This window comes from Rhodococcus sp. 06-221-2, assembly GCF_002258365.1.
Lineage (GTDB): Bacteria > Actinomycetota > Actinomycetes > Mycobacteriales > Mycobacteriaceae > Rhodococcoides > Rhodococcoides fascians.
The window spans coordinates 160,015-179,951 of record NZ_NOYJ01000003.1 but is presented as its reverse complement, the minus strand read 5'-3'; the positions used below and the strand labels follow the sequence as shown (position 1 = coordinate 179,951).

17 protein-coding genes and 1 pseudogene are annotated in these 19,937 nt (G+C 62.4%); 9 read left to right on the top strand and 9 right to left on the bottom strand.

All coding sequences use genetic code 11. The features are described from left to right. Nucleotide 1 precedes the first annotated feature (1 nt). The 9 genes from CH281_RS00995 (at nt 2) to CH281_RS26525 (ending at nt 12,716) form a co-directional block, all read left to right on the top strand. Nucleotides 2-1,624, top strand: a complete 1,623-nt coding sequence (locus CH281_RS00995) for a flavin-containing monooxygenase (protein WP_032364848.1) — start codon at nt 2-4, stop codon at nt 1,622-1,624. 11 nt (nt 1,625-1,635) lie between these two features. Further along, a complete protein-coding gene (locus tag CH281_RS00990; protein ID WP_032364847.1) occupies nt 1,636-2,913 on the top strand; it encodes a cytochrome P450 in 1,278 nt (425 codons plus the stop codon). Continuing rightward, entirely contained in the window at nt 2,913-4,178 is a 1,266-nt protein-coding gene (locus tag CH281_RS00985) for a cytochrome P450 (RefSeq protein ID WP_080733000.1), read from the top strand. The genes CH281_RS00990 and CH281_RS00985 overlap by 1 nt, the downstream gene beginning before the upstream one ends. Continuing rightward, nucleotides 4,175-5,368: a serine hydrolase domain-containing protein gene (locus CH281_RS00980; protein ID WP_052049303.1), complete on the top strand. Its 1,194-nt coding sequence runs from the start codon at nt 4,175-4,177 to the stop codon at nt 5,366-5,368. The genes CH281_RS00985 and CH281_RS00980 overlap by 4 nt, the downstream gene beginning before the upstream one ends. A gap of 260 nt (nt 5,369-5,628) precedes the next feature. Next, nucleotides 5,629-5,973 (top strand): hypothetical protein, encoded by a 345-nt coding sequence (locus CH281_RS26530; protein WP_032364846.1) that lies wholly within the window; start codon nt 5,629-5,631, stop codon nt 5,971-5,973. A gap of 212 nt (nt 5,974-6,185) precedes the next feature. Then, nucleotides 6,186-7,151, top strand: a complete 966-nt coding sequence (locus CH281_RS00975; RefSeq protein WP_032364845.1) for an FHA domain-containing protein — start codon at nt 6,186-6,188, stop codon at nt 7,149-7,151. Between the two features lie 135 nt (nt 7,152-7,286). Continuing rightward, entirely contained in the window at nt 7,287-10,202 is a 2,916-nt protein-coding gene (locus CH281_RS00970) for a DUF4407 domain-containing protein (RefSeq protein ID WP_032364844.1), read from the top strand. 10 nt (nt 10,203-10,212) lie between these two features. Next, entirely contained in the window at nt 10,213-11,769 is a 1,557-nt protein-coding gene (locus CH281_RS00965) for a SpoIIE family protein phosphatase (protein ID WP_170945381.1), read from the top strand. A gap of 248 nt (nt 11,770-12,017) precedes the next feature. Further along, a complete protein-coding gene (locus CH281_RS26525) occupies nt 12,018-12,716 on the top strand; it encodes a hypothetical protein (RefSeq protein WP_141214628.1) in 699 nt (232 codons plus the stop codon). A gap of 36 nt (nt 12,717-12,752) precedes the next feature. Here the strand turns inward: CH281_RS26525 and CH281_RS00960 are convergent, their stop codons facing one another. The 9 genes and pseudogenes from CH281_RS00960 to CH281_RS00920 all read right to left on the bottom strand — a co-directional run bounded on the left by CH281_RS00960 (nt 12,753) and on the right by CH281_RS00920 (nt 19,894). After that, nucleotides 12,753-14,156, bottom strand: a complete 1,404-nt coding sequence (locus CH281_RS00960; protein WP_032364842.1) for a DNA cytosine methyltransferase — start codon at nt 14,154-14,156, stop codon at nt 12,753-12,755. After that, a pseudogene (locus tag CH281_RS00955) lies at nt 14,153-15,107 on the bottom strand (DUF5131 family protein). The gene CH281_RS00960 and the pseudogene CH281_RS00955 overlap by 4 nt, the downstream one beginning before the upstream one ends. Beyond that, nucleotides 15,107-15,295: a hypothetical protein gene (locus tag CH281_RS00950; protein WP_139278549.1), complete on the bottom strand. Its 189-nt coding sequence runs from the start codon at nt 15,293-15,295 to the stop codon at nt 15,107-15,109. Before CH281_RS00950 ends, CH281_RS00955 begins: the two are co-directional and overlap by 1 nt. 20 nt (nt 15,296-15,315) lie before the next feature. Continuing rightward, nucleotides 15,316-16,035: an HNH endonuclease family protein gene (locus CH281_RS00945; protein ID WP_032364841.1), complete on the bottom strand. Its 720-nt coding sequence runs from the start codon at nt 16,033-16,035 to the stop codon at nt 15,316-15,318. Then, entirely contained in the window at nt 16,032-16,352 is a 321-nt protein-coding gene (locus tag CH281_RS00940; protein WP_015586223.1) for a hypothetical protein, read from the bottom strand. Before CH281_RS00940 ends, CH281_RS00945 begins: the two co-directional genes overlap by 4 nt. A 151-nt stretch (nt 16,353-16,503) precedes the next feature. Further along, complete coding sequence (locus CH281_RS00935) at nt 16,504-16,911, bottom strand: hypothetical protein (protein WP_032364840.1); 408 nt, start codon at nt 16,909-16,911, stop codon at nt 16,504-16,506. A 343-nt stretch (nt 16,912-17,254) separates the two neighbouring features. Further along, a complete protein-coding gene (locus CH281_RS00930; RefSeq protein ID WP_032364839.1) occupies nt 17,255-17,557 on the bottom strand; it encodes a hypothetical protein in 303 nt (100 codons plus the stop codon). A 676-nt stretch (nt 17,558-18,233) separates the two neighbouring features. Continuing rightward, a complete protein-coding gene (locus CH281_RS00925) occupies nt 18,234-18,569 on the bottom strand; it encodes a hypothetical protein (RefSeq protein WP_032364838.1) in 336 nt (111 codons plus the stop codon). A 29-nt stretch (nt 18,570-18,598) separates the two neighbouring features. Then, complete coding sequence (locus CH281_RS00920; RefSeq protein ID WP_032364837.1) at nt 18,599-19,894, bottom strand: AAA family ATPase; 1,296 nt, start codon at nt 19,892-19,894, stop codon at nt 18,599-18,601. Between the last annotated feature and the right edge of the window lie 43 nt (nt 19,895-19,937).

Below are 19,937 nucleotides of genomic sequence, written 5' to 3'. Positions count from 1 at the left end.
CATGGACGAGCATGTCGATGTTCTGATCGTGGGTGCGGGGCTCGCAGGACTGCAGATGTTGCACGAAGTACGCACGATCGGCCTGACCGTCCGCGTGTACGAGGCAGGAGGTGATGCCGGCGGCACCTGGTATTGGAACCGATATCCCGGTGCGCGCTGCGATGTGGAGAGCCTGGAGTACTCGTATCAATTCTCCGATGAGCTGCAACAAGATTGGGAATGGACACGGCGATACGCCGACCAAGCTGAAATCATGCGCTACATCGAGCACGTGATGGATCGCTTCGACCTCGAACGCGACATCGAGTTCCACACGCGCGTACAACAAATGGTCTACTCCGACGCCACCGCCTCCTGGACCGTCCGGACCGATACCGGACACGAAATCATCGCCCGGTACGTCATCACCGCGACAGGTTGCCTGTCCGAACCCAACGTGCCCGAGATCCCCGGCCTGGACTCATTCGCAGGCGACATCCTGCACACCGGACGGTGGCCCCACCATCACGTGGCACTCGGAGGCAAACGAGTCGGTGTGATCGGGACCGGTTCGTCTGGGGTACAAGCCATCCCCCTGATCGCCCGAGACGCTCGTCAGCTCACCGTCTTTCAACGCACCCCTGCTTACACCTTGCCCGCAGGCGACGAACCGCTCGACCCTCAGCTCCAAGCCGCAATCAAGGCCGACTACGCGGGATTTCGTGCACGCAACAACACAGTTCCCACAGCCGGATTGTCCCGGTTTCCTACCAACCCGAACTCGGTGTTCCATTTCTCGAAGACAGAGCGTGAAGCACAGTTCGAGCACCTGTGGAACAGGGGTGGGCCGCTGCTCCTACGCTCCTTCGGAGATCTCCTCGTCGACCCTGCGGCAAACGAGGTCGTCGCCGACTTCGTCCGCACCAAGATCCGCTCGACCGTGGCCGATCCTGCAGTCTCTGCAACCCTCACCCCTCGCCACGTCATGGGATGCAAACGAATCTGCCTCGGCGACGGCTACTACGAAACGTTCAACCGTCCCAATGTCGACCTCGTCGACATTGCATCCCACCCGATCACCGAGATCACACCGACCGCCTTACGGACGACACACAGTTCGCACGACTTGGACATCCTCGTGTTCGCCACCGGCTACGACGCCATCACCGGCGCTCTCACACGCATAGACATCCGCGGCCGCGGCGGTCGAACGCTGCGCCAGGCGTGGTCGGAGGGCCCCCGCAGCTACCTGGGCCTGGCCACCTCCGGCTTTCCCAACCTGTTCACCATGACCGGCCCCGGTAGCCCGTCCGTCCTGGCCAACGTGCTGGTGGCAATTCATCAACACGCAACCTGGATCAGAACCTGTCTGCAACACCTCACCGACCATCACATCCACAGCATCGAAGCCACACCACAGGCCGAACACGACTGGGGTCGACACGTCACCGACGTCGCCGCCGGAACTCTCCTCTCCTCGTGTGGCTCGTGGTACCTCGGGGCGAACATCCCCGGCAAGAAAAGGGTCTTCATGCCCCTCATCGGGTTCCCCGATTACGCCGCCCGCTGCGAGCAAGTAACCGCAGACGGTTACCCCGGCTTTCAACTTCTCCCACAACCGGTCTCGGCCGCCACACGCCCCTAGGAGCCCCCGTCATGCCGAACAGCACCGTCCCAAACATCGACTTCGACCACCACTCACCCGAATACTCAGCAGACCCGTGGGCAGTCAACACCGCCATGACCCAAAAGTGCCCGGTAGCCCACAGCTCCCACTACGGTGGCTTCTACGTGGTCAGCGGCTACGAGCAGGTCGCCTCAGTCGCACGTCGACCGGAAGTGTTCTCCTCGGCCCACGAGCTACCCAACACGCCAGGGCGACCGCAAGGAACGATCATCCCCGCGTCGACGTTTCGTGCCCTACCACTGGAAATGGACCCACCCGAGTATCTGGACTGGCGAAAAGCACTGAACACCTACTTTTCTCCCACCTCTGCAAAACGGCTCCGCCCACGGATCGAGGCCTACACGACGTGGTGCATCGACCAAGCCATCGAATCAGGCGAGATCGACCTCGTGATGGATCTCGCCAATGCCGTGCCGGCTCTGCTCACCCTCGACATCGTGGGCCTGTCGATGGACAACTGGCGCATCTACGCCGAGGCCGTGCATGCCCTGGCCTACACCCCATCCGACACCCCGGAATACAAGACGGTCGAAACCGGCTTCGCGATGCTCATCGGCGAAGTAATCAAGACCATTCCCCTCCGCCGTGCCCATCCCCGCAACGACCTCATCAGCTTCCTGACCCAGATGGAGATCGGCGGTGAGAACATCAGCGACGCAGACATCATCGCCGTCTGCAACGCCATGATCGCCGGCGGTATGGACACCACCACCGCCCTGCTCTCGTCGACGTTCGAGTACCTGGACCGCAACACCGATGATCGAGCACGACTGATCGATCACCCGGACGACCTACCGAAAGCATGCGGAGAGCTCCTGCGCTATTTCACCCCTGTTGTCTGTGTCGGACGAACAGCCACCGAAGAGGCACAGATCGACGGAGCCACCGTCGAACCCGGCGAACGAGTCCTGATCTCCTGGGCAGCAGCCAACCTCGACGAAAAGGTCTTCCCCGACCCCCTCACCATCGACTTCGACCGTGACACACGCAAACATGCAGCGTTCGGACTCGGACTGCACCGATGCATCGGCCGCCACATCGCGCAAATCGACTTCGAGGTCGTCGTCGGCCAAGTTCTCGACCGACTCCCCGGCTACCGCCTTGTCGACAATGCCGCCGTTCGATACCCCACGGTCGGTCAGATCAACGGTTTCGTGACAATGCCCGCACAGTTTGCCCCAGGGCCGCGAAAAGGCCCGCGATTCGACACCGCGAACGAACTGTTCGACAGCTTCGGAGACCAGTGATGCGCGCCCCGCACCGCCCAGAAGGGGACGCGACCGACAACGCACCGCACGACGCGAAGCGCACAGACACCCTGCCCACCTACCCCGCCCCCCGAAACCCCAAGTGCCCCTTCGACCCGTCACCGGAACTGCGTGCAGTACAGAATGACTCACCGATCACACGCGCGCAGATCTGGGACGGCAGCACCCCCTGGCTGATCAGCGGGTACGACGAAGCACGGACACTGCTGCGCGACCCACGCCTCAGCGCCGTACCCGAGCACCCCAACTATCCCCACTCCACCCCCAGTAAATTCATGCACCGCTTGGGATTTCTGACCATGGACGCCCCCGAGCACACCCGTCAACGCCACTTCGTGGCCAAACCGTTCTCCGCCAAACGCATCGAGGCGATGCGCACTCCGATCGAAGATCTCGTCAACGACCTCATCGACCGAATGCTTGCCGGGCCGCGACCTGTCGACCTCCTCGAAGCTTTCGCGCTACCCGCGCCGTGCACCGTGATCTGCCATCTGCTGGGCGTGCCCTACGCGGACCACCAGTTCTTCACAACGAGCGCCAAATCCCTGATCGATCCCCACGCCACCGCAGAGGACGCCGAAACCGCCCGCCAAGGCCTGATCGACTACATCTACCAGCTACTGACCGTCAAACGCACAGACCCCGGCGATGACATGCTCTCCGAACTCGCCCACGAACACGTCGCCACCGGTGACATCTCCCAACACGACGCAGCCATGACCGGGATGCTGATGCTCCTCGGAGGATTCGACACCACTTCCAACACCATTTCCCTCAGTGCGCTGGCCCTGACAGAAAACCCCGAACAGCGCGACACCCTCCTGTCGATGCGCACACACGACGAAATCGCCGGAGCCATCGAAGAACTCCTCCGCTACACCGCCGTCCCCCAAGGCGGACGACGCCGAGTCGCAACAGAAGACATCGACATCAACGGGATCACCATCCCCGCCGGCGACGGCCTCATCATCGCCGGCGACCTCGCCAACCGCGACGCATCAGCGATCACCGACCCGGATCGCCTCGACCTACGCCGGCCAGTGCACCGACATCTGACCTTCGGATACGGCCCGCACCAATGCCTGGGCATGCCCCTCGCACGACTCGAACTCCAAATCGCCATCCCCACCCTGCTCCGGCGCATCCCAACCCTCCACCGTGCTGTACCCCTGCAAGACATCAAGTTCCGAGAACACGCCATCGGCATCTATGGGGTGGACGAACTCCCCATGACCTGGTCATGACACCAGAACCATCAGGGCAATCAGCCCTGCGCAACACCATCTCCACGATCCTGACCACAGCGGTGCACGACCGAGTGGTCACCGGCCTCTACGTCATGACAGCCGACCGCGATGGCATCACGTACTCCGGCGGAGCGGGAACACGTGATGGCACAAACCCATGGACCGACGACACCATCGCTTGGCTGGCATCGATGACCAAACCGATCGTCGCCGTCGCCGCACTGCAACTCGTCGAGCGCGGTCTCATCGAACTCGACACTCCCACTACCGATCTGTTGCCCGAACTCGCCGCGGCGTACGTCCTCGAGGGATACGACGAGGATCAGCCCCGGCTCGTCCGCGCACGAGGACCCATCACACTACGAATGCTGCTCTCGCACACAGCCGGAACCGGCTACTCGTTCCTACACGCCGATCTCGCGCGCTATCTTCACGACAAGAAGGTGCCATCGAGCCTCGAACTCAAACTCGCCTCGATCGTCGACGCCCCGCTCGTCTACCACCCAGGCACCAACGCCATGTACGGCACCGGCCTGGAATGGGTGGGACTTGCCATCACCCGCCTGACCGGACACGACCTGGCAACCCACCTCCACGAGACGATCTTCTCCCCATTGGGTATGCGCGACACAACGTTCGGAATCACCGATCGCACTCGCTTGGCGGATGTACACACGAAAACACCTCACGGCCTGGTACCCACACCATTCGAGCTGCCCACCGATCCAGAATTCCACTCAGGCGGCGGCGGGCTGTACGGAACACCCCAGGACTACCTGACGTTCCTTCGCATGCTCAGTGCCGGCGGAGCCTGGAACGGTGTGCAGTACCTACAGCCGGATACCCTCGTCGACGCACAACGAAGCCACTCAGCATCTTTCGGGACCATCGAATCCGCTGATTACGCAACGTCGCACGACATCGACCTGATCCCAGGAATCAACACATCGTGGTCGTTGCTCGGCATGCGAAACGAGCAAGTCACACCCGCAGGCCGCCCAGTCGGAACCATGGCATGGGCCGGGGGCGCGAACACCTACTACTGGGCCGACACCGACAACGATAGATCGTCAGCAGGAGTGTTGTTCACCCAGCTCATACCATTCGCCGATCCACAGGTAATACGAGCATTCAATAACGTCGAAGGAGCAGTTCGTACCCGGACCGTACGTCGGCATACGAACTGATCAGCTGTTGCCGAAACCGTTCTCTGTCCGGTTTCGGCAACAGGGGCGGTACGATCCGGTCACAACCGTCCACTTGCTACATTTCAGACGGTACGTGCTGAACTAATCGAACGGCCCGGACGGACGCACGTCCGCCAACGTATATCGCGCAGGCTGTCAAGTGGGTCAACACCAACTAGCTATAACAGTTACTCATTCGGTGCGATGCAGGAATGAATATTGTTACTGGTTTCCTCGTTCGTCCTGGACTAGACCGTGATGTGACCGTTTTCGACATAGCCACAACCGACGGTCATCAGACACCAGAGGAAGTACTCCACGCACTCCGCGCTACCGCTGCCCGCAGCCGGATCGTGCGTACCGACGTCGCCGCCGCCACGGTGTGGACCAGCGACGACTGCCGAGCCGACCACAGCCCCAACCCATGGTCGGCGATGGTACTTGCCCGGGCACTGAACCTGATGCCCGATCTTTCACCCGACGACGTCATAGCTCACCCTGCGTTGACCTTTCGAGGGCTCGTTGTCGTCACCGGCCGCTGCCCTCTGACGGGCGCGCTGAGCGCGCTACGTCCGGCCCCTGACCCACTGGCTGACGCATCGTGAAACCTGGGGGTACCCACTTGAGATGTGACGAATTCCAGACTTCACTTGACCCCGGGCTCTGTCGAGGTTCTAGTCCACGACTTTCGCTCCTTGTCAACCCCATTCAGGGTTGGACTTGACCAACCTTCCGGACTCTGTTCATCCACCTCTGTGCGCCTTAAGTTCTCCCCTAGGAGAGTCCCCACCTGTCACAGCGAATGGAGTACCCGGAGATGACCGATCTGATCCGCGTAGCCTCCGATGAGCTGCGCGCCACGTCCGTCGCAGTCCTGCAATGGATCCGCGCATGGACACCCCACTCTCGAGCGGTAACCACCGTGTTCGGCATAGCGTGGCTGATCTTCGTGATTGTGTGCGGTTTCACCGGCGGAACCGTGTTGTTCGTGATGACCGCCGTCGTCGCTATCGCCGCTGTGCATCTCGTGCGCGGGGAATGGCGACGACCAGGTCGCAGCAATCCAGTTGCATTGTGCGACAACGCCCGCGAACACATTTGCACCCTCGTCTTCCGTCACTCCGACGGGCGCTGGTATCTACCCGACTGCATTACCGTCGGTCTGAATCCCGCCGACTTCACCGACCTCAGCGATCACTTCGATATCAACGACGTCATCACCCATCTCACCGCCGAAGCCGTCGATGTCACGCGCCGCTACTCCGCGGACACTCCGAGCGGAATGCTGCCCCTGGTCGAGATCGTCTCCAACCCGAAGGTCCGCGCTCGCCACTACGCCCTGCGTGGCTCCACGCATCCGATGTCCGACCACCCAGTGGAACCCACACGCGCCTACGGCGACCAAACCGACCTCCACCCCAGCGACAGTCAGGTGGCAACAACTCTCATCCCGGACTCACCCGGGCGTGGACCGACCTTGGTCGGTCCCGATAGTCGAGCGCACCGCGTCGTCGGTACCGAGATAACCGTCGGGCGGGGCACCTACTGCGACATCACCATCAGCGCCGACACCAGCATCTCGCGACATCACCTCACCCTGCGTTCCAACGATGGCGTGTGGTGGTGTGCCGACAACAGCAAGACCGGTACCTGGATCAACGGAGTGCGTGTAACCCCCGGCAGATGGACCGAACTCGCCGACGGCGACCGCATCGCGTTCGGCACCACATCAGGCACGAACACCGCCACGTTCTACCGAACGGGTGCCCATGCTGCCCGCTGACCGGAACCTGCTGTTCTCGCCACGCCGAACCGCCGACCCTGTGCGACACTTCTTAGCCCAATACACTCGGAGGAGAACCGCCTTGAGCAGTGACGTCCCCGCTCACGCGTCGACTCCGCCGACCCCGATGATCCGATGAGCGGCGGCGCGCCTCCACCCGACAATTCGGCCAAGGAAGACGACGGCATGGACCCCCCTGGGCCCGATGGTCGTCAGAAGCCGAAGTTCGACGTCGACAACAACTGCGGTTGGCTCACCAGAATGTTGCTGCGGATCGGCGGCTTCCACCGCCCGTGGATCGACAACAATTCCGACGCCTCCAAACTTGCCGCCCAAGCCGGGATCCTGATTCTGGTGCCTACCATCGCCTTCGGCGGCGTTCTGGCCAGTGCCTGGGCAGTCAACGTCGGGCACCGCTTCAACTACTGGTTCATCTGGGTCCTTGCCGCCGTGTGGGCACTGTTCGTATTCTGCGTCGACCGATGGATCATGACCTCGATCGACTACGGCGACCTATTGGTCGGACCCCAAAACTGGCTTCGGCGAGCATGGCGTTCGGCATGGTTCTACCTCGCACGCATCGGGATGGCGGTCGTCGTCGGTTACGTCATCTCCGAATCGGTCGCTCTCGGCATGTTCAACACCGCAATCGAACGGGAGCTGCCGAGCATCCAGTCCGACAACCTCACCGACTACAAAGCATCCATAGGCGCAGAGTACGACACAGCAATCGCCGATGCGAAAGATGCGCGCACAGCCGCCGAAAACGCTCGAGATATAGCCAATAGCACCCGGGAGACTGCCCAGGCTGATTGGCAGGATGAACGTCGGGGGACTGGAGGCACGCTTGACGCCGGCGACAGTCCCCCCAGCGCGAACTGTCTACTTCCGAGCGACCCGCGGGAGATCTGCGCGGAAAGCAACAGAAGATACGTGTACAACCAAGCCGACACGACTGCAATTACCAGCCAGCAGAAGGCCCTAGAGGCGCAGGACCTCGTTCGTACGCTGGAGAGCACCCGCCAGACTCGAATCGACGAGAAGGCCGCCAAATACGAAGCGGTCAACGCCGCCGACACCAATGCTGTGACTCGCCACAGAGCCCTTGTCCGACTCATCGGCGACGACCTCGGATACAGATGGTTCTACATCGTCATCATCGTCACGCTACTTGTCGTCGACCTCACCCCACTGCTGCTCAAACTATTCGGCCCTCACACTCCCTACCTGGAAAATGCGCGACGGGACGCAGCTCGTCTGCGCGCCCGCACCACTGTCCAAGTAATCGAAGGCGCGAAGGGCGAAGCGGACGCCCAATACGACTTGGACGACCGCAAGCACCGCAACCGGGCGAACACTGTGGCCCATGCCGGTGACCTCGACGAACGCGAGCACCGCAACCGGATGGACTCGCTGACCCGAGAACACGAGCACACCCTGGCCGACGCTGCCGCGAAGCACGCCGTCGCACAGACCCGTGAAGCGCTGCACAAACTGTCGGACGACTCCGCCGCCGCAAAGGATCTGGCCGACCACTATCTCAAGACCGCGTTTGCACACCTGAAAGAGCGCCGCCACCGTCCGCGCGCAACCCCCACCCAGCCATACACACAACAACACCCGCGCAACGCACAGCAAGGTGAACAACAACCCGACGACCTCAGCGGCGAGACCCCAACTCCGACACCGCAACCCCCACAGACACCGCAACCGCAACCCCCACCGGCGCCGGCACCGGCACCGCGCGCAAGCAACCACAGACCTCCTGCTGCTTCGCCGCGCGATGAGTACGGACTCGAGATCGGCAATGTGTTTCCCGACGACACAGTCGACAACCCGCTCGACAGGCACTGGCGAATCACAAAGTTCTGGCGACACGTCAACGGCGGTTCTCTTCTACTCGCCGTCGACGAGGACAGTCCCGACAACGGAATCGAATACGTGATCAAGGTCTACCTCCCCGACCGCTCCTGGAAGCTCCGAAAGCGTGATCGGGCCCAAGGCCTCGCCGAACTCGATGCTGTTCCCGCACTGGGCGTGTCGATAAACGACGCCGTCGCAGACGTCTACTTTTCGGACATCTACCAAGACCAGATGGTGATCGTCACCCGACGATATCCCCACACCCTGAATACATTTCAAGACGCCCGAATCAACGGCAACGAGCCCGGGGGCTTCGACCTTGCCCTGGTACTGCAGATCGCCGAACGACTACTCAGCGCACTGGCCTGGTCGTGGACGAAAAGAGAGAAGGGGGCTCGCGCGTACCTGGATATGAAGCCCCCCAACATCTGCATCGACAACGACGGCACCCCGAAGATCATCGACTGGGCACTTTCTCGCAGTCTCGATGAGGCCGCACACACCAGCTCACGGCTGCGGTTGCAAAGCCTCTTCTACTCGCCACCAGAGCAAGGCTCAGCAGGGCAGCTGTGGCCGACCCACCTCGTTGCCGCCGACATCTACGCCTGGGCCGCAACTCTGTACGAGATGATCACCGGGAAGCCGCCGTATCTGTACGAGGCCGAACAGCAAGGAATCACCCTCAACGACTTCCAAAACGGCAACCCTCGTGCCGAAAGGGCCTTGGACTCATATCGCAGACTGCGCAGTGGGCCTCTCACCCCGGTTTCGAAGTTCGCACCGTTTGTACCCGAAGGTCTCGACAACTTGCTGCGTCGATGCCTCGACCCTGCACCCGAAAGACGCCACGTAGTGCCGACGGACAACAGTTTCGACGCACGTGTGAAAGCAGCTGAACGTAGCGCGGACCAGCTCATTCGATGGCTACGACTCGTCAAACAAGATGCTCTGCACGTAGACGCAGGCGGCGCGATACCGGCAGCCCAACAGGTCGGTAACTTCACGCGTTTCAAGAAACCTCCCAAGCAACAACAGCAACAGGACGTCATCGGCAATGCTGGCCATCTGGTTCAACAGCAGCACCAGCCGCGAACACCGCACCCCGACAGTGTGCCGACCGACGACCCCCCTTACCTGCCACCGGACAACGATCCGGACGCGCCGCGCTCACCCGCCATCAATCGCTAACGGAGTTCCGATGCCCATCAAGTCAACAGGCCGGCGGTTTCCACGGCCACGCGTGTCGAAGCGTTCGCTGCGGCGACGTCTCGACCGACTTCGGCACTGCCCACTGATCGGACGAGTCGGGACCATCGCGGTGGGTGCTCTCATCGCGGCCGGATTGTGGATGATCGATTGGCGGATGGGCATGGCGATCATTACCGCGCTGTTGGCCGGCTGCGGACTGTGGTGGTTGGCGTCTCGACGCGGCACACGAAACGGTGCTGCCCGAACCGTCGAACTGAGACCCGTCTCGCACACGCCCACCACCGACCGCCTCGGCAAGGCGTCGCTCGACAACACGCAGCGCGTCTTTCTACATGATCTGCGCGGCACGAGCGATATTCCACCCATCGAGTTGCGAGGCGAAACAGTGACGTTGGGGCGCGCACGAGGTAAAACAGCGGTCGTCACCGATAGAAAAACAAGACGCCAGCGTGCGCACTTCGTCCGTCACCCACAGACGCGTCGGTGGTGGGTGACAGCGTTGTCCGGCGCGCCCATCACCGTCGATGGGCATCGCCTGTACGCAGGCCAACCGCCGTTCGAGATACACGACGGCGCGGTCCTGATTGTGGGGGCTTCGGTGTATCGCGTCACGTACGTCGGCGAGCAACATTTCCCGCCGACCATCCCCGTCGGACAGGTACACACCGAGCGTGCTGCGCCCGCCGTGCGACAAAGCCTGCCCCACACACTCGGACGACCTATTCCCCAACCAGCCGGTGACGAGTCACCCACGCAGGCAATGGCACCCGCAGCAGCAGCGCCTCTCAAACTCCAAGCAGCCGGGGAGACCTCGGCGGGCGACCGCCGTCACAACAACGACGTTTTCCTGATTCGAGGACACACATCAGCGATTGCCGATGCCGCGGGCGGCGGCGAAGACGGCGTCCTCACAGCCCGAACCGTACGCGCGACACTACGAACCCTTCTGCCCACCTCGCCTATCGACGACGTCTTCGCCGCCACTGATCAAGCACTTCGAGGACTCCGCGGACGCTCGGTTCTCGCCGCGCCTTCCACGCTCGACGTCCTGACACTCGACACCTCCACTTTCACTGTCTCCGGCGGGCACGTGGGAGACAGTCAGGTGTTTCGTGCCCACACCGACACAGCCGACGACACCGTTCACGTCACAGCGATGACACCAGCCCTGCATCAGCACGCTGCCCTGGACAACGCAATCGGGTTCTTCTCCGACGCCCCAGCGGGCTACACCTACAAGTTGTCTCGATGGCACCAGCCAGCAGTAGCCAATGACCGCTACATCATGGTCACAGACGGCTTCCTCAACGCCTGGTCCGGCCCGCACACCCAAATGGACACCACACCTGATCGAGACCCTGAAGACGCCATACGTGAGGTTCTCGGATCCCAGCCACCGGATGCCAGTCCCGCTCGACTAGCAGAAGCACTCGTTCGTGCGGCCCTTTCTGAGCACAAACGCCACGGCACAATCGCCGACAACATCACCGTGGTCGTGGCGCATCTGTCACCCAGTGCTGAACCGGAACAAGGAGGATCCCGTTGAAAGCGCCCTATGTCCTTCCACCTCTCGAGACTGGACAGCACGGATTCCACGTCGAATCGATCTACACGCCATTCACAAGATACATACTCAACAATTTCGAGGGCGACCCAAGACTGAGCAACAACTGGTGCCCCGCAGTTGTCCGGGACACGGAGACGGGCGCATATCACGTGGTCAACCACAGCGAGTACCCCGTATACGTCGCGATGAGCGTACCGCTTAAGTCATCCAGTTTGTCATACAGGCAGGTGAAACTTGATGCAGCAGAACCTGAACACAGACTGGGTAGCCACACCTACGGCGCAGTACTCGAACAATTACCCAGAGAAGCACGCGAATCAGGAGACGCCCGCGATGAGCGCAAAGGCAATCGCTTTGCACTGTCAGAACCTGGTGCCCGTTACCGCATAGCGGTTGGACCACCTCCAGCGTTTGCAGTCCACGCCATCCGCCGCCAGCGCGAGTACGTTGTACTGGTCGACACGCCCGAAGCAGGCCCCGACACATCGAATTCGGATCTTATCCCGACTTTCGTACCGAACGAGCATATCGAACAGCTTTCATCCAACGAACACATTGCTCGGGCGCTGCGCGAATGGCTACACGACGACAAGCACAAAAGCACTCTTTTCTGGTTGACCTTTCGTGAATATGAATTCATTATCGGCGGGTTCTCGAATCCCAAAATCGTCAGAAAAGGCAAGATAGAAGAGTGGCTTGGAAGCTACTCGATCAGCGAGACAGGCGTATTCAAGAATCTCCACAGAGTCATGGATAAGCATTTCGACGATATCAACAAGCTGTCATGGGCAAGCGAAGATGGCCTCAATCCAGGGATGAGTCGTTGGCTGGTTGACCACCACGTACTCACTGTCTCGGACGTCACCGACTTCGACAACGAGATGAAGAAGGTACACGGTTCGGGATGGACGTCGCTGTTCGGTTGACACAAAGAAGCTGCTGAAGCAGAAAGTGAGCGGTGTTCACGAACAGTCGGCCTCTAGACTCCGAATACCAATTCCCACTAGGTCTCGCGAGGTCGGCGGTGTCACAGCGTTACCGCACATCCGGACGTCTCGTTGCTTGGTTCCCCCGCGTAGAACGTACGAGGACGGAAATCCCATTGCGCCTTTGAGTTCCGGTACGTCGAGCATTCTGAAGGACAGGTCTTCGACGGCGATCGGTCGGCGTGTGGACTTTCGATGGTGAGCGGCAGCGGGCACGACCAAGCCATGGTGGTTACCCGATGCCGTCACGGTGCAGAGAGCGTCGCTGACCGATCGCGCAGTCGAACCTCCACCTCGCAGCTCTGCGATGAACGGGGTGATCACCGCATGATGGCGGCCGCCCGCGGATACGGTCGACAGCGCCTCCGAGGTTCGATGATTCTTCGACTGGCCCCGCAGCACCGACACGAACGGCTCGAACACCGGGGCCCGCCCCTCAGACGGCCGTGATCTTGCCTGCCGATACTCGAACAGCGTGCCCGCGGCTTCTCTCGCGTCCTCGGCATGCGGAGCTGCCCAATACCGGTCGATGCCGGCCTGGATTCGTGCGATCGTTTTCGGCTTCAACGGACGAGTGCGGTCCCCTATCCGCTGGCCGGTCTTGGTCCAGTCGATGATGGTCGAGGCAGGGAGCCAGTCGGGCTCGAGCACGGTGTCCGCACACGCACGTGCGGGGCACCGGTAGGAGTACTGGCTACGGTACTTACCCACAGCCACCCCTGGGTTCTTCCAGGCCTGCAACGCACGCACGGGCCCGCAGCGAGAGCAGGTTGCCGGCGGACGGACCACGGTCTCGAAGTCAGGTGCCCGGTTGCCGGCCTTCCAGAAGCACACATAGAGGCGATCGCGGGACTGCGGCGCTGGTGTCCCAAAAGTCCATGAGTGCATCGAATTCAGGCAGATAAGGCGATGTTCGTAAACGAGGGCGTGCATCGCCGCGATCCATGGCCTGTAGAGAGGCCATGAGTAGATCTCGACGACGTTCTCGACGAAAACCAATTCGTATCGGTGATACTCGGTGAACCGAACGACGTCCCACATCGTCGCCCTCGATCGCTCGGCGGCCTCGGACGGTAGGTCGTCGGACAGTAACGAGATCTGCGCGGCGAGGCGCTTGGCCCCGCGAGCATTCGAGTGCCAGGTGCATTCGGGGCTGAACCATCCGATTGTCGTGCGAGGAAACAGCTTCGGAGTGATCTGAGAGAGGTCCGCGAGGATGTGCTCGGTGTGCTGGTGGTTGTACTGGTGCGTCTCGATTGCCTTGTCCCAGTGGTTCGACGCTGCCGATACCCTCACCCCGGGGATGGCGATCATTCCGGTCGTGGATCCGCCGGCACCGCAGAAGAAGTCCGATGCCGTGATGTCGAGCGATCCACTCATCGTCCGGCTCCGTCGGGCACGCTGTCCCACACCCGTCGGTCGAGGATCCGGCCGGCGGCCTTACGGCCGACTCGTCGAACTTCGGTGCCGTCGTCGAAGTGGTGGTAGTCACGGAATCTGGCGATCACCTCCGCTGGTGCCCACTCGCCCCACTGCTTGAACAGAAAGGGCACATCGGCAGCGGTGCACTGGTCCCGGATCTCTCGTACCCATCGCGGATGCATAGGCCGTGCCCCGCGGCCGGACTCACCGCCGACGATCACCCAGTCAAGCGCTGGTTCGCGCTCGCCGCCGCATTTCGAGTCTTCGACCGAACGGAGCCCGTCGCGAGTCAGCGCTCCTCCGATTCTGCTGGGTCGTAGGCGCGTGAAGTCGATCGGTCCGAGGAGCGGTTCGGCAGAGACGAACCGAAGAGCTGCAGGCGTGTCCAGCAGCGCCCATACTCGCAAGGTCTGCAGTCTTCTGGTCTTCGGCCGAGACGCCGATCCACAGGTTCGGCAGCGGCCAGCTCTGGTACCAGACATCGGCGGGGCGGAAGGCTGCGACGACGCCAGCGATGGCGTCGTCGACGGCGCGGCGGAAGGCATCGGACTGGAGCAGTGCCCGCATCCGAGCGGGTCTCTTGGTAAGCAATTGAAAGGTGTGCTGGCGGGCGAGCGCGATCACCGCGAACACCCGGGCGATGTAGTCGTCCGGGATTGCTGGATGGAAGAGGTCGCTCATCGAATTCACGAAAATCCGGCGTGGCCGGCTCCATCGCAGCGGCTGGTCGAGCTTGCCGGGGCGCATCTCGACGTCGAATCCGTGCTCGAAGTAGTGCCCCGGTGTGCCGCGGAACCGCTCAGCGAGGGTTTGGGCGTAGCAATGATCGCAGCCCGACGAGACTGCGGTGCAGCCGGTGACCGGGTTCCAGGTTGCGTCGGTCCATTCGATGGCCGTGGCGTCGCCCATCATCGCTCTTCCGGGTCGTGGAGGGCATCGAGGAGCTGGAATCGTAGATCGGCGTCAATCGCGAACGAGATCCCCCTGCTGGGCAATTCGATCGTGTAGCTGTTTCGATCAGGTGCGGTCGTGATGATCCATGGGTTGGGGTGGAGCGGGACAGCGTTTGTGTCGGTGGTGGGGTCGGTTTCGGTCATGGCGTCCTCCGAACGTTGGGTCATTGGCTGCAGACGCTCGACGCTGTTTGCGCATCGGCGCTGGTGATGTCGAGGTCGTATTTCGCGGCCACGGTGAGATACGAAGTGACGTAACGGCATTGGTATGGCGCGTTGGGTGGCAGCCAGGTGTCGATTCCCTTGTCCGACTTCTGCTGATTCGTACGTCCGTCCACCGCGAGCAAGTTGATGTCGACGGCGTTGGCGAAGGCGGTTCGCTGGTCGATCGACCAGGCCCACGCCCCTGCGTCCCACGCCCTCGCCAACGGGTACACGTGATCGATCTGAATCTTCCCGAGGTCGTCGATCGTCGATCCTGTGTAGGGGTCGTGGAGTATCCCTGCTGCGACTTTGCAGTCGCGGGTTCCGGGCTTGAACTCGACGTCGATCAGTTGGGTTGCCAGGACGTCGTTTCGAGTGTCACAGCCGTTGTGCGATCCAGGGGCGGACGAGTCATCGGTCCACGCCGGGCCGAACACGCACCCTGAGCCCTTCTTGCAGGATCGGTCGTATCCATCGACGTCTGCGAGCGAGTCCACCGTTTCGAGCTGAGCGAGGAGCTGCGCGATGGGTACAGGCGTGCTCGCCGCGGCTGGGTCTGGGGTGTCGACCACCGCTGGTCGTGAGAGCGGATCGGCGTGCGTTCCGAACGTGTACGTCCCGACCGCGAGTACGGCCATCACGATGGGCACCGCGATGCGGAGTCGTCCGCGCGCGCTCATCGAACCGCCTCCGCCGGCAAGTCGGCATGCCCGCAGCTTCCGCGCCGCCTACGGTCCGAACGGTCTGACCAACGATGCAGTAGTGCCAGAGTCAGAGCCGAGAAGGCAGCGAGCAACGTGCCGGCCAAGGAGATGACCAAACTGACGGTGACCAGATCCTTCACGATCGGCAGAGCCCCGTTGAAGATCGCGAGCATGCCGACGACGTAGCCGACACATGCAAGCGCAACAGTGCGAGCCTCGCGGCGGCCATCTTCGGCCGCGAGGTGGCGCTCTACGTCGTGGATGAGGCCGTCTCGGCCGGATTGTGGGTCCATCAGGGAGTCCTTTCGTAGTGAGCGCGATAGCAAACGCAGTCCTGCACGGGGTAGATAGCGTCGCGGTGAGGTCTGTGACAGCCGGCCACTGAATCGCACCCCAGGAGCGTTCTCCTGTGGCCGCACCGGGCGGGCAATATGCGCCCGGGTGTCACAAGCGTTGCGAGTTCGGGGCCGTCGGGTACTGGTCTAGTGGCCGGTCGCCGGGATGGACCGGGCCGACGTTGCGACGCCACGGCCCGGTCAGGTAGTCGTAGTGCTCTTGAGTGAAATCGGAACCGATCAGATCTCGTACGACCAAGCCTCGGCCGACATCGCGGGCAGCGACTCTGGCAGCCCCGCATCCGAGGACGCCGAGCAGGTTCATGGTCGCTGTGAGTTCGTGACGCCGATTGTCGCCGCAGGCCGCCGTGTGGGCAGCGTGTGTCGCTTTCCGCCAGCCGGGTGCGCACCACCACGCGGCGCTGACCGTCTCCGGTGCGGTTTCCAGCAGATCGGACTCGACGTCGAGGGTGCGCGCCAAGTCGAACACCTGCCGCCACCGCAATCCGAAAACCACCTCGAAAACGTGGTCCGTCAGCTCATGGTCAGGAACGGTTGGTCGGAAGCGGTCGGCGGCGTTCGGAGTAGCAGCAAAGTACCTCTCAGACAGGCCGTGTTGCATCCGGCGATGGACTTCGCTGGCGATGGCGCTGTGCGCCTTACTGTTCGAGCTGCAGCCGGTACTGCCGGCAGCTCGTGCGTGCGGTGAGAGGTCGACCGAGGGCGGCCGCGTTGTCGAGATCGAGGATTGCATGGGTACTCCCGTTTCTGTGGGACAGATGGTCGGTCTGTCGATCAATTTCTGACTGGTCTCTGTGCCGCTATGCGACCAACAACGCGGCGCGATATCACTCTGCTGCTTAATTTTCCGATCTTTCAGCGCCGTCCAGCCAGTCACCGATCCTGCCGCGGACGGCGTCACCACCGGGGGGATCGTCGTAGGCGTCTTCGAGCGCTCCCCGCGCTCCGGATGAGATGACCGCGAGATCGCAGTCTCGTGTGTCGGCCCAGTCGCCCCACGTCCATCCCCTTCCTGCGTCGATGTGAAATTGTGTTGCTGCAGCCGGAACACCGTCGACGAAGACTTGGATGTGGGTAGGACCATCTGGATCGCGGACGACGATCACCTCGATCCGAAGTGCGGGGGCGAATTTTCTCGTCACGATGTCGCACCGGCCAGACGCTCCGGTCTGTCGAACTCCCCTGCCGCCCGACTGTTCGAGTTCACAGTCCGGTGGCGCTGCGACGAAGCCTCTCTCGGTGGTCGCACACCCTGGACGGGATCGGTATCCATTGCGCCACTGCGGCGTCGAAGCAGCCACTCGATCCCAGTTGCTACAGCACACGCCGAGCAAGAAGCGGCGAACACCATCGCTACACGGCGCGGATCTCCGTCGATGGCGGCATGGTCGGTCCGGCGTAGCAGTGCAGCCCAGGCCAATCCGGCAAATGCAGCAAAAACCGCCAACACTGCCGCCACACCACGCGCTACGGCCAGCGCGCAGTCTCGCGGCGAACCCGAACTGCTCGCAGGTCCATGATTCCTACCGTCGATCCGGACGAGGACTCTCATATTCGACACACCTCTGCTCTTCTCGGAAGTCGGATGGTCAGTCCGCTCATCTGGTGAAAACGGCGACAACAACGAAATGGTCGACGCCGCGGCTTCGTGGAACCACCCACCAAGCCGATACGCCAGGACACTACCCACCGGACCCGGAGTTCGCTAGGGCTCAGCAGCGAAAACGTCCCCGGCGCACCCAGTGCCGGGGACGGGCCTGGGGCGAGCAGCGACCCGGCGCACCGAACCGCCGCTCACTCCTCTCCCCAAGGCGTCCCCTACTCGGTCCCGTACAGCTCGCAGCGGTAGTGGTCTTGACCGCGTTCGTCCACGGCGTCCCAATCGACGCCGACGGCGTCGGCAAGGTGCCGCAGGTCGCCCAGAAAGTCTCCGAACACCGTTGTCAGCTCCTCGGTTTCGAGGCCGATCGGCCTGGCGTATGCGATCAGCCCTTCGGCAGCGTTGGCCGCTCGAACACCGTTGTCCCGGCTTCGGGTATCGAGGGTGTAGCCGATGCGCGGACGCTCGCGTCCCTCGACCGATGCGCGGAGTTCTTTCGACGTCTCGATGCCAGGTAGTCGCTCGGCCTTGTACTCGATAGATGCGTCGGACATGTTGTGTGCCTTTCTTTTTGTGGGAATCGCTACACGATGGGCGTGCAGTGCAGTGCGGCCATCAGGCCGGTATGGATGGCGTGAGCCGGGGATGGTTCGGCGTGTTGGAGGACGTGGGCGGTGGCGTCATCGATGACCACGGTCATGTGGGCTCGGTGGCGGGTGAGCATCACGCACGCTCTGCCGGAGTCGAGATTGAACGGCTCGGCTGTCCGGTACCCGGCAAGCGGGTGCAACACGACAACGGCGGCGCGTTCGAGGCCTTGCAGAGAGTTTGCGGTGCCGACAAGTACGTCGGGGTGATCCGAGAGCAAGGCCCGGACAGCGGCAGCCTGCGTGACATGAGGGACGACGACAGCCAGGTCCGCCGCTGTCATGGCCCGCTGCCCGTCCGGTGTGGTCACATCGGCGTCCAGCAGTTCTCGCGCGCGCAGGGCGCACTGTGTGGCCAGGACGGGGTCGGTTGGGCCTCCGATGACCCGCACTGGCCGATGCGCGAGTTCAGGCAGGTCGGGGCCGCTGGAATCGGTCAGATGCTCCGGTGGGCGACGGGAAGTAAAAGGCAGGCCGGGGTAGAACAGCGGTTGAATGAGGGCCGTTGTCCTCGCGCCGAGACGCCAGGTGTGTTGCAGACGGACCACGCCGACCGAATCGCCGTGAGCTGCTTGCAGAGCGAGGGGGGCAGGCAGGTTCGGTGCGGTCTCGCTGCCCTCCCACCGCGATACGTCTCCTGTGACCACCGGATCGATCTGTCCGGGGTCTCCGACGCAGACGACCTGTCGAGCCATCGCGCCGAGCGCCCCCAGATCGGCGTAGGTGCATTGCCATGCTTCGTCCACGATCAACACATCGGCACCGATTCGGTCCGGGTCCGAGAAGAGCCACCGCGCCGTGGTACCGATGAGAATTGCGCCAGTCTCATTCGACCACCGCACTTTTCGTCCTGCCACTACGGGAGTGTTTCCACTGTCGGGGAGGGGCGCTTTCGCTTTCCAGATCAACGCTGCTCGATCTGTCAGCGCGCCGAGCCGACGTGCGATTTCCACGGCTTGTTCTCGGGTTTGCGCCGCGATACCCACCCGTAGGTCTGCGCGATGGGCCAAGGCGGCGGCGAGCAACGCGACCAGTCGAGTTTTTCCTGCGCCCGGTGGTGACGGGACGACGACGGCGGGGTCTCCGGACCACACAGAGAACAGCACGCGTGCAGTGATCGGGTCGGCCATGATCTGTGATCCGGGCCAGTGGGCGGGCGATGACGGTTCGGTTCCCGTGAAAGGTGTTGCGGCGGTTTTCGGGGTGTCCGTTCGGGGTGCGACGATACGCATTGTTGTGCCGTTCTTCTTCTAATGTGTTGTCAGTGAACATTTT

Coding starts and splice junctions, on each gene's coding strand:
- CH281_RS00965 (WP_170945381.1), top strand. CDS start 10,213: ATGCCCATCAAGTCAACAGGCCGGCGGTTTCCACGGCCACGCGTGTCG.
- CH281_RS00995 (WP_032364848.1), top strand. CDS start 2: ATGGACGAGCATGTCGATGTTCTGATCGTGGGTGCGGGGCTCGCAGGA.
- CH281_RS00990 (WP_032364847.1), top strand. CDS start 1,636: ATGCCGAACAGCACCGTCCCAAACATCGACTTCGACCACCACTCACCC.
- CH281_RS00960 (WP_032364842.1), bottom strand. CDS start 14,156: ATGAGTGGATCGCTCGACATCACGGCATCGGACTTCTTCTGCGGTGCC.
- CH281_RS00920 (WP_032364837.1), bottom strand. CDS start 19,894: ATGCGTATCGTCGCACCCCGAACGGACACCCCGAAAACCGCCGCAACA.
- CH281_RS00975 (WP_032364845.1), top strand. CDS start 6,186: ATGACCGATCTGATCCGCGTAGCCTCCGATGAGCTGCGCGCCACGTCC.
- CH281_RS00940 (WP_015586223.1), bottom strand. CDS start 16,352: ATGGACCCACAATCCGGCCGAGACGGCCTCATCCACGACGTAGAGCGC.
- CH281_RS00985 (WP_080733000.1), top strand. CDS start 2,913: ATGCGCGCCCCGCACCGCCCAGAAGGGGACGCGACCGACAACGCACCG.
- CH281_RS00970 (WP_032364844.1), top strand. CDS start 7,287: ATGAGCGGCGGCGCGCCTCCACCCGACAATTCGGCCAAGGAAGACGAC.
- CH281_RS00925 (WP_032364838.1), bottom strand. CDS start 18,569: ATGTCCGACGCATCTATCGAGTACAAGGCCGAGCGACTACCTGGCATC.
- CH281_RS00980 (WP_052049303.1), top strand. CDS start 4,175: ATGACACCAGAACCATCAGGGCAATCAGCCCTGCGCAACACCATCTCC.
- CH281_RS00945 (WP_032364841.1), bottom strand. CDS start 16,035: ATGAGCGCGCGCGGACGACTCCGCATCGCGGTGCCCATCGTGATGGCC.
- CH281_RS00950 (WP_139278549.1), bottom strand. CDS start 15,295: ATGACCGAAACCGACCCCACCACCGACACAAACGCTGTCCCGCTCCAC.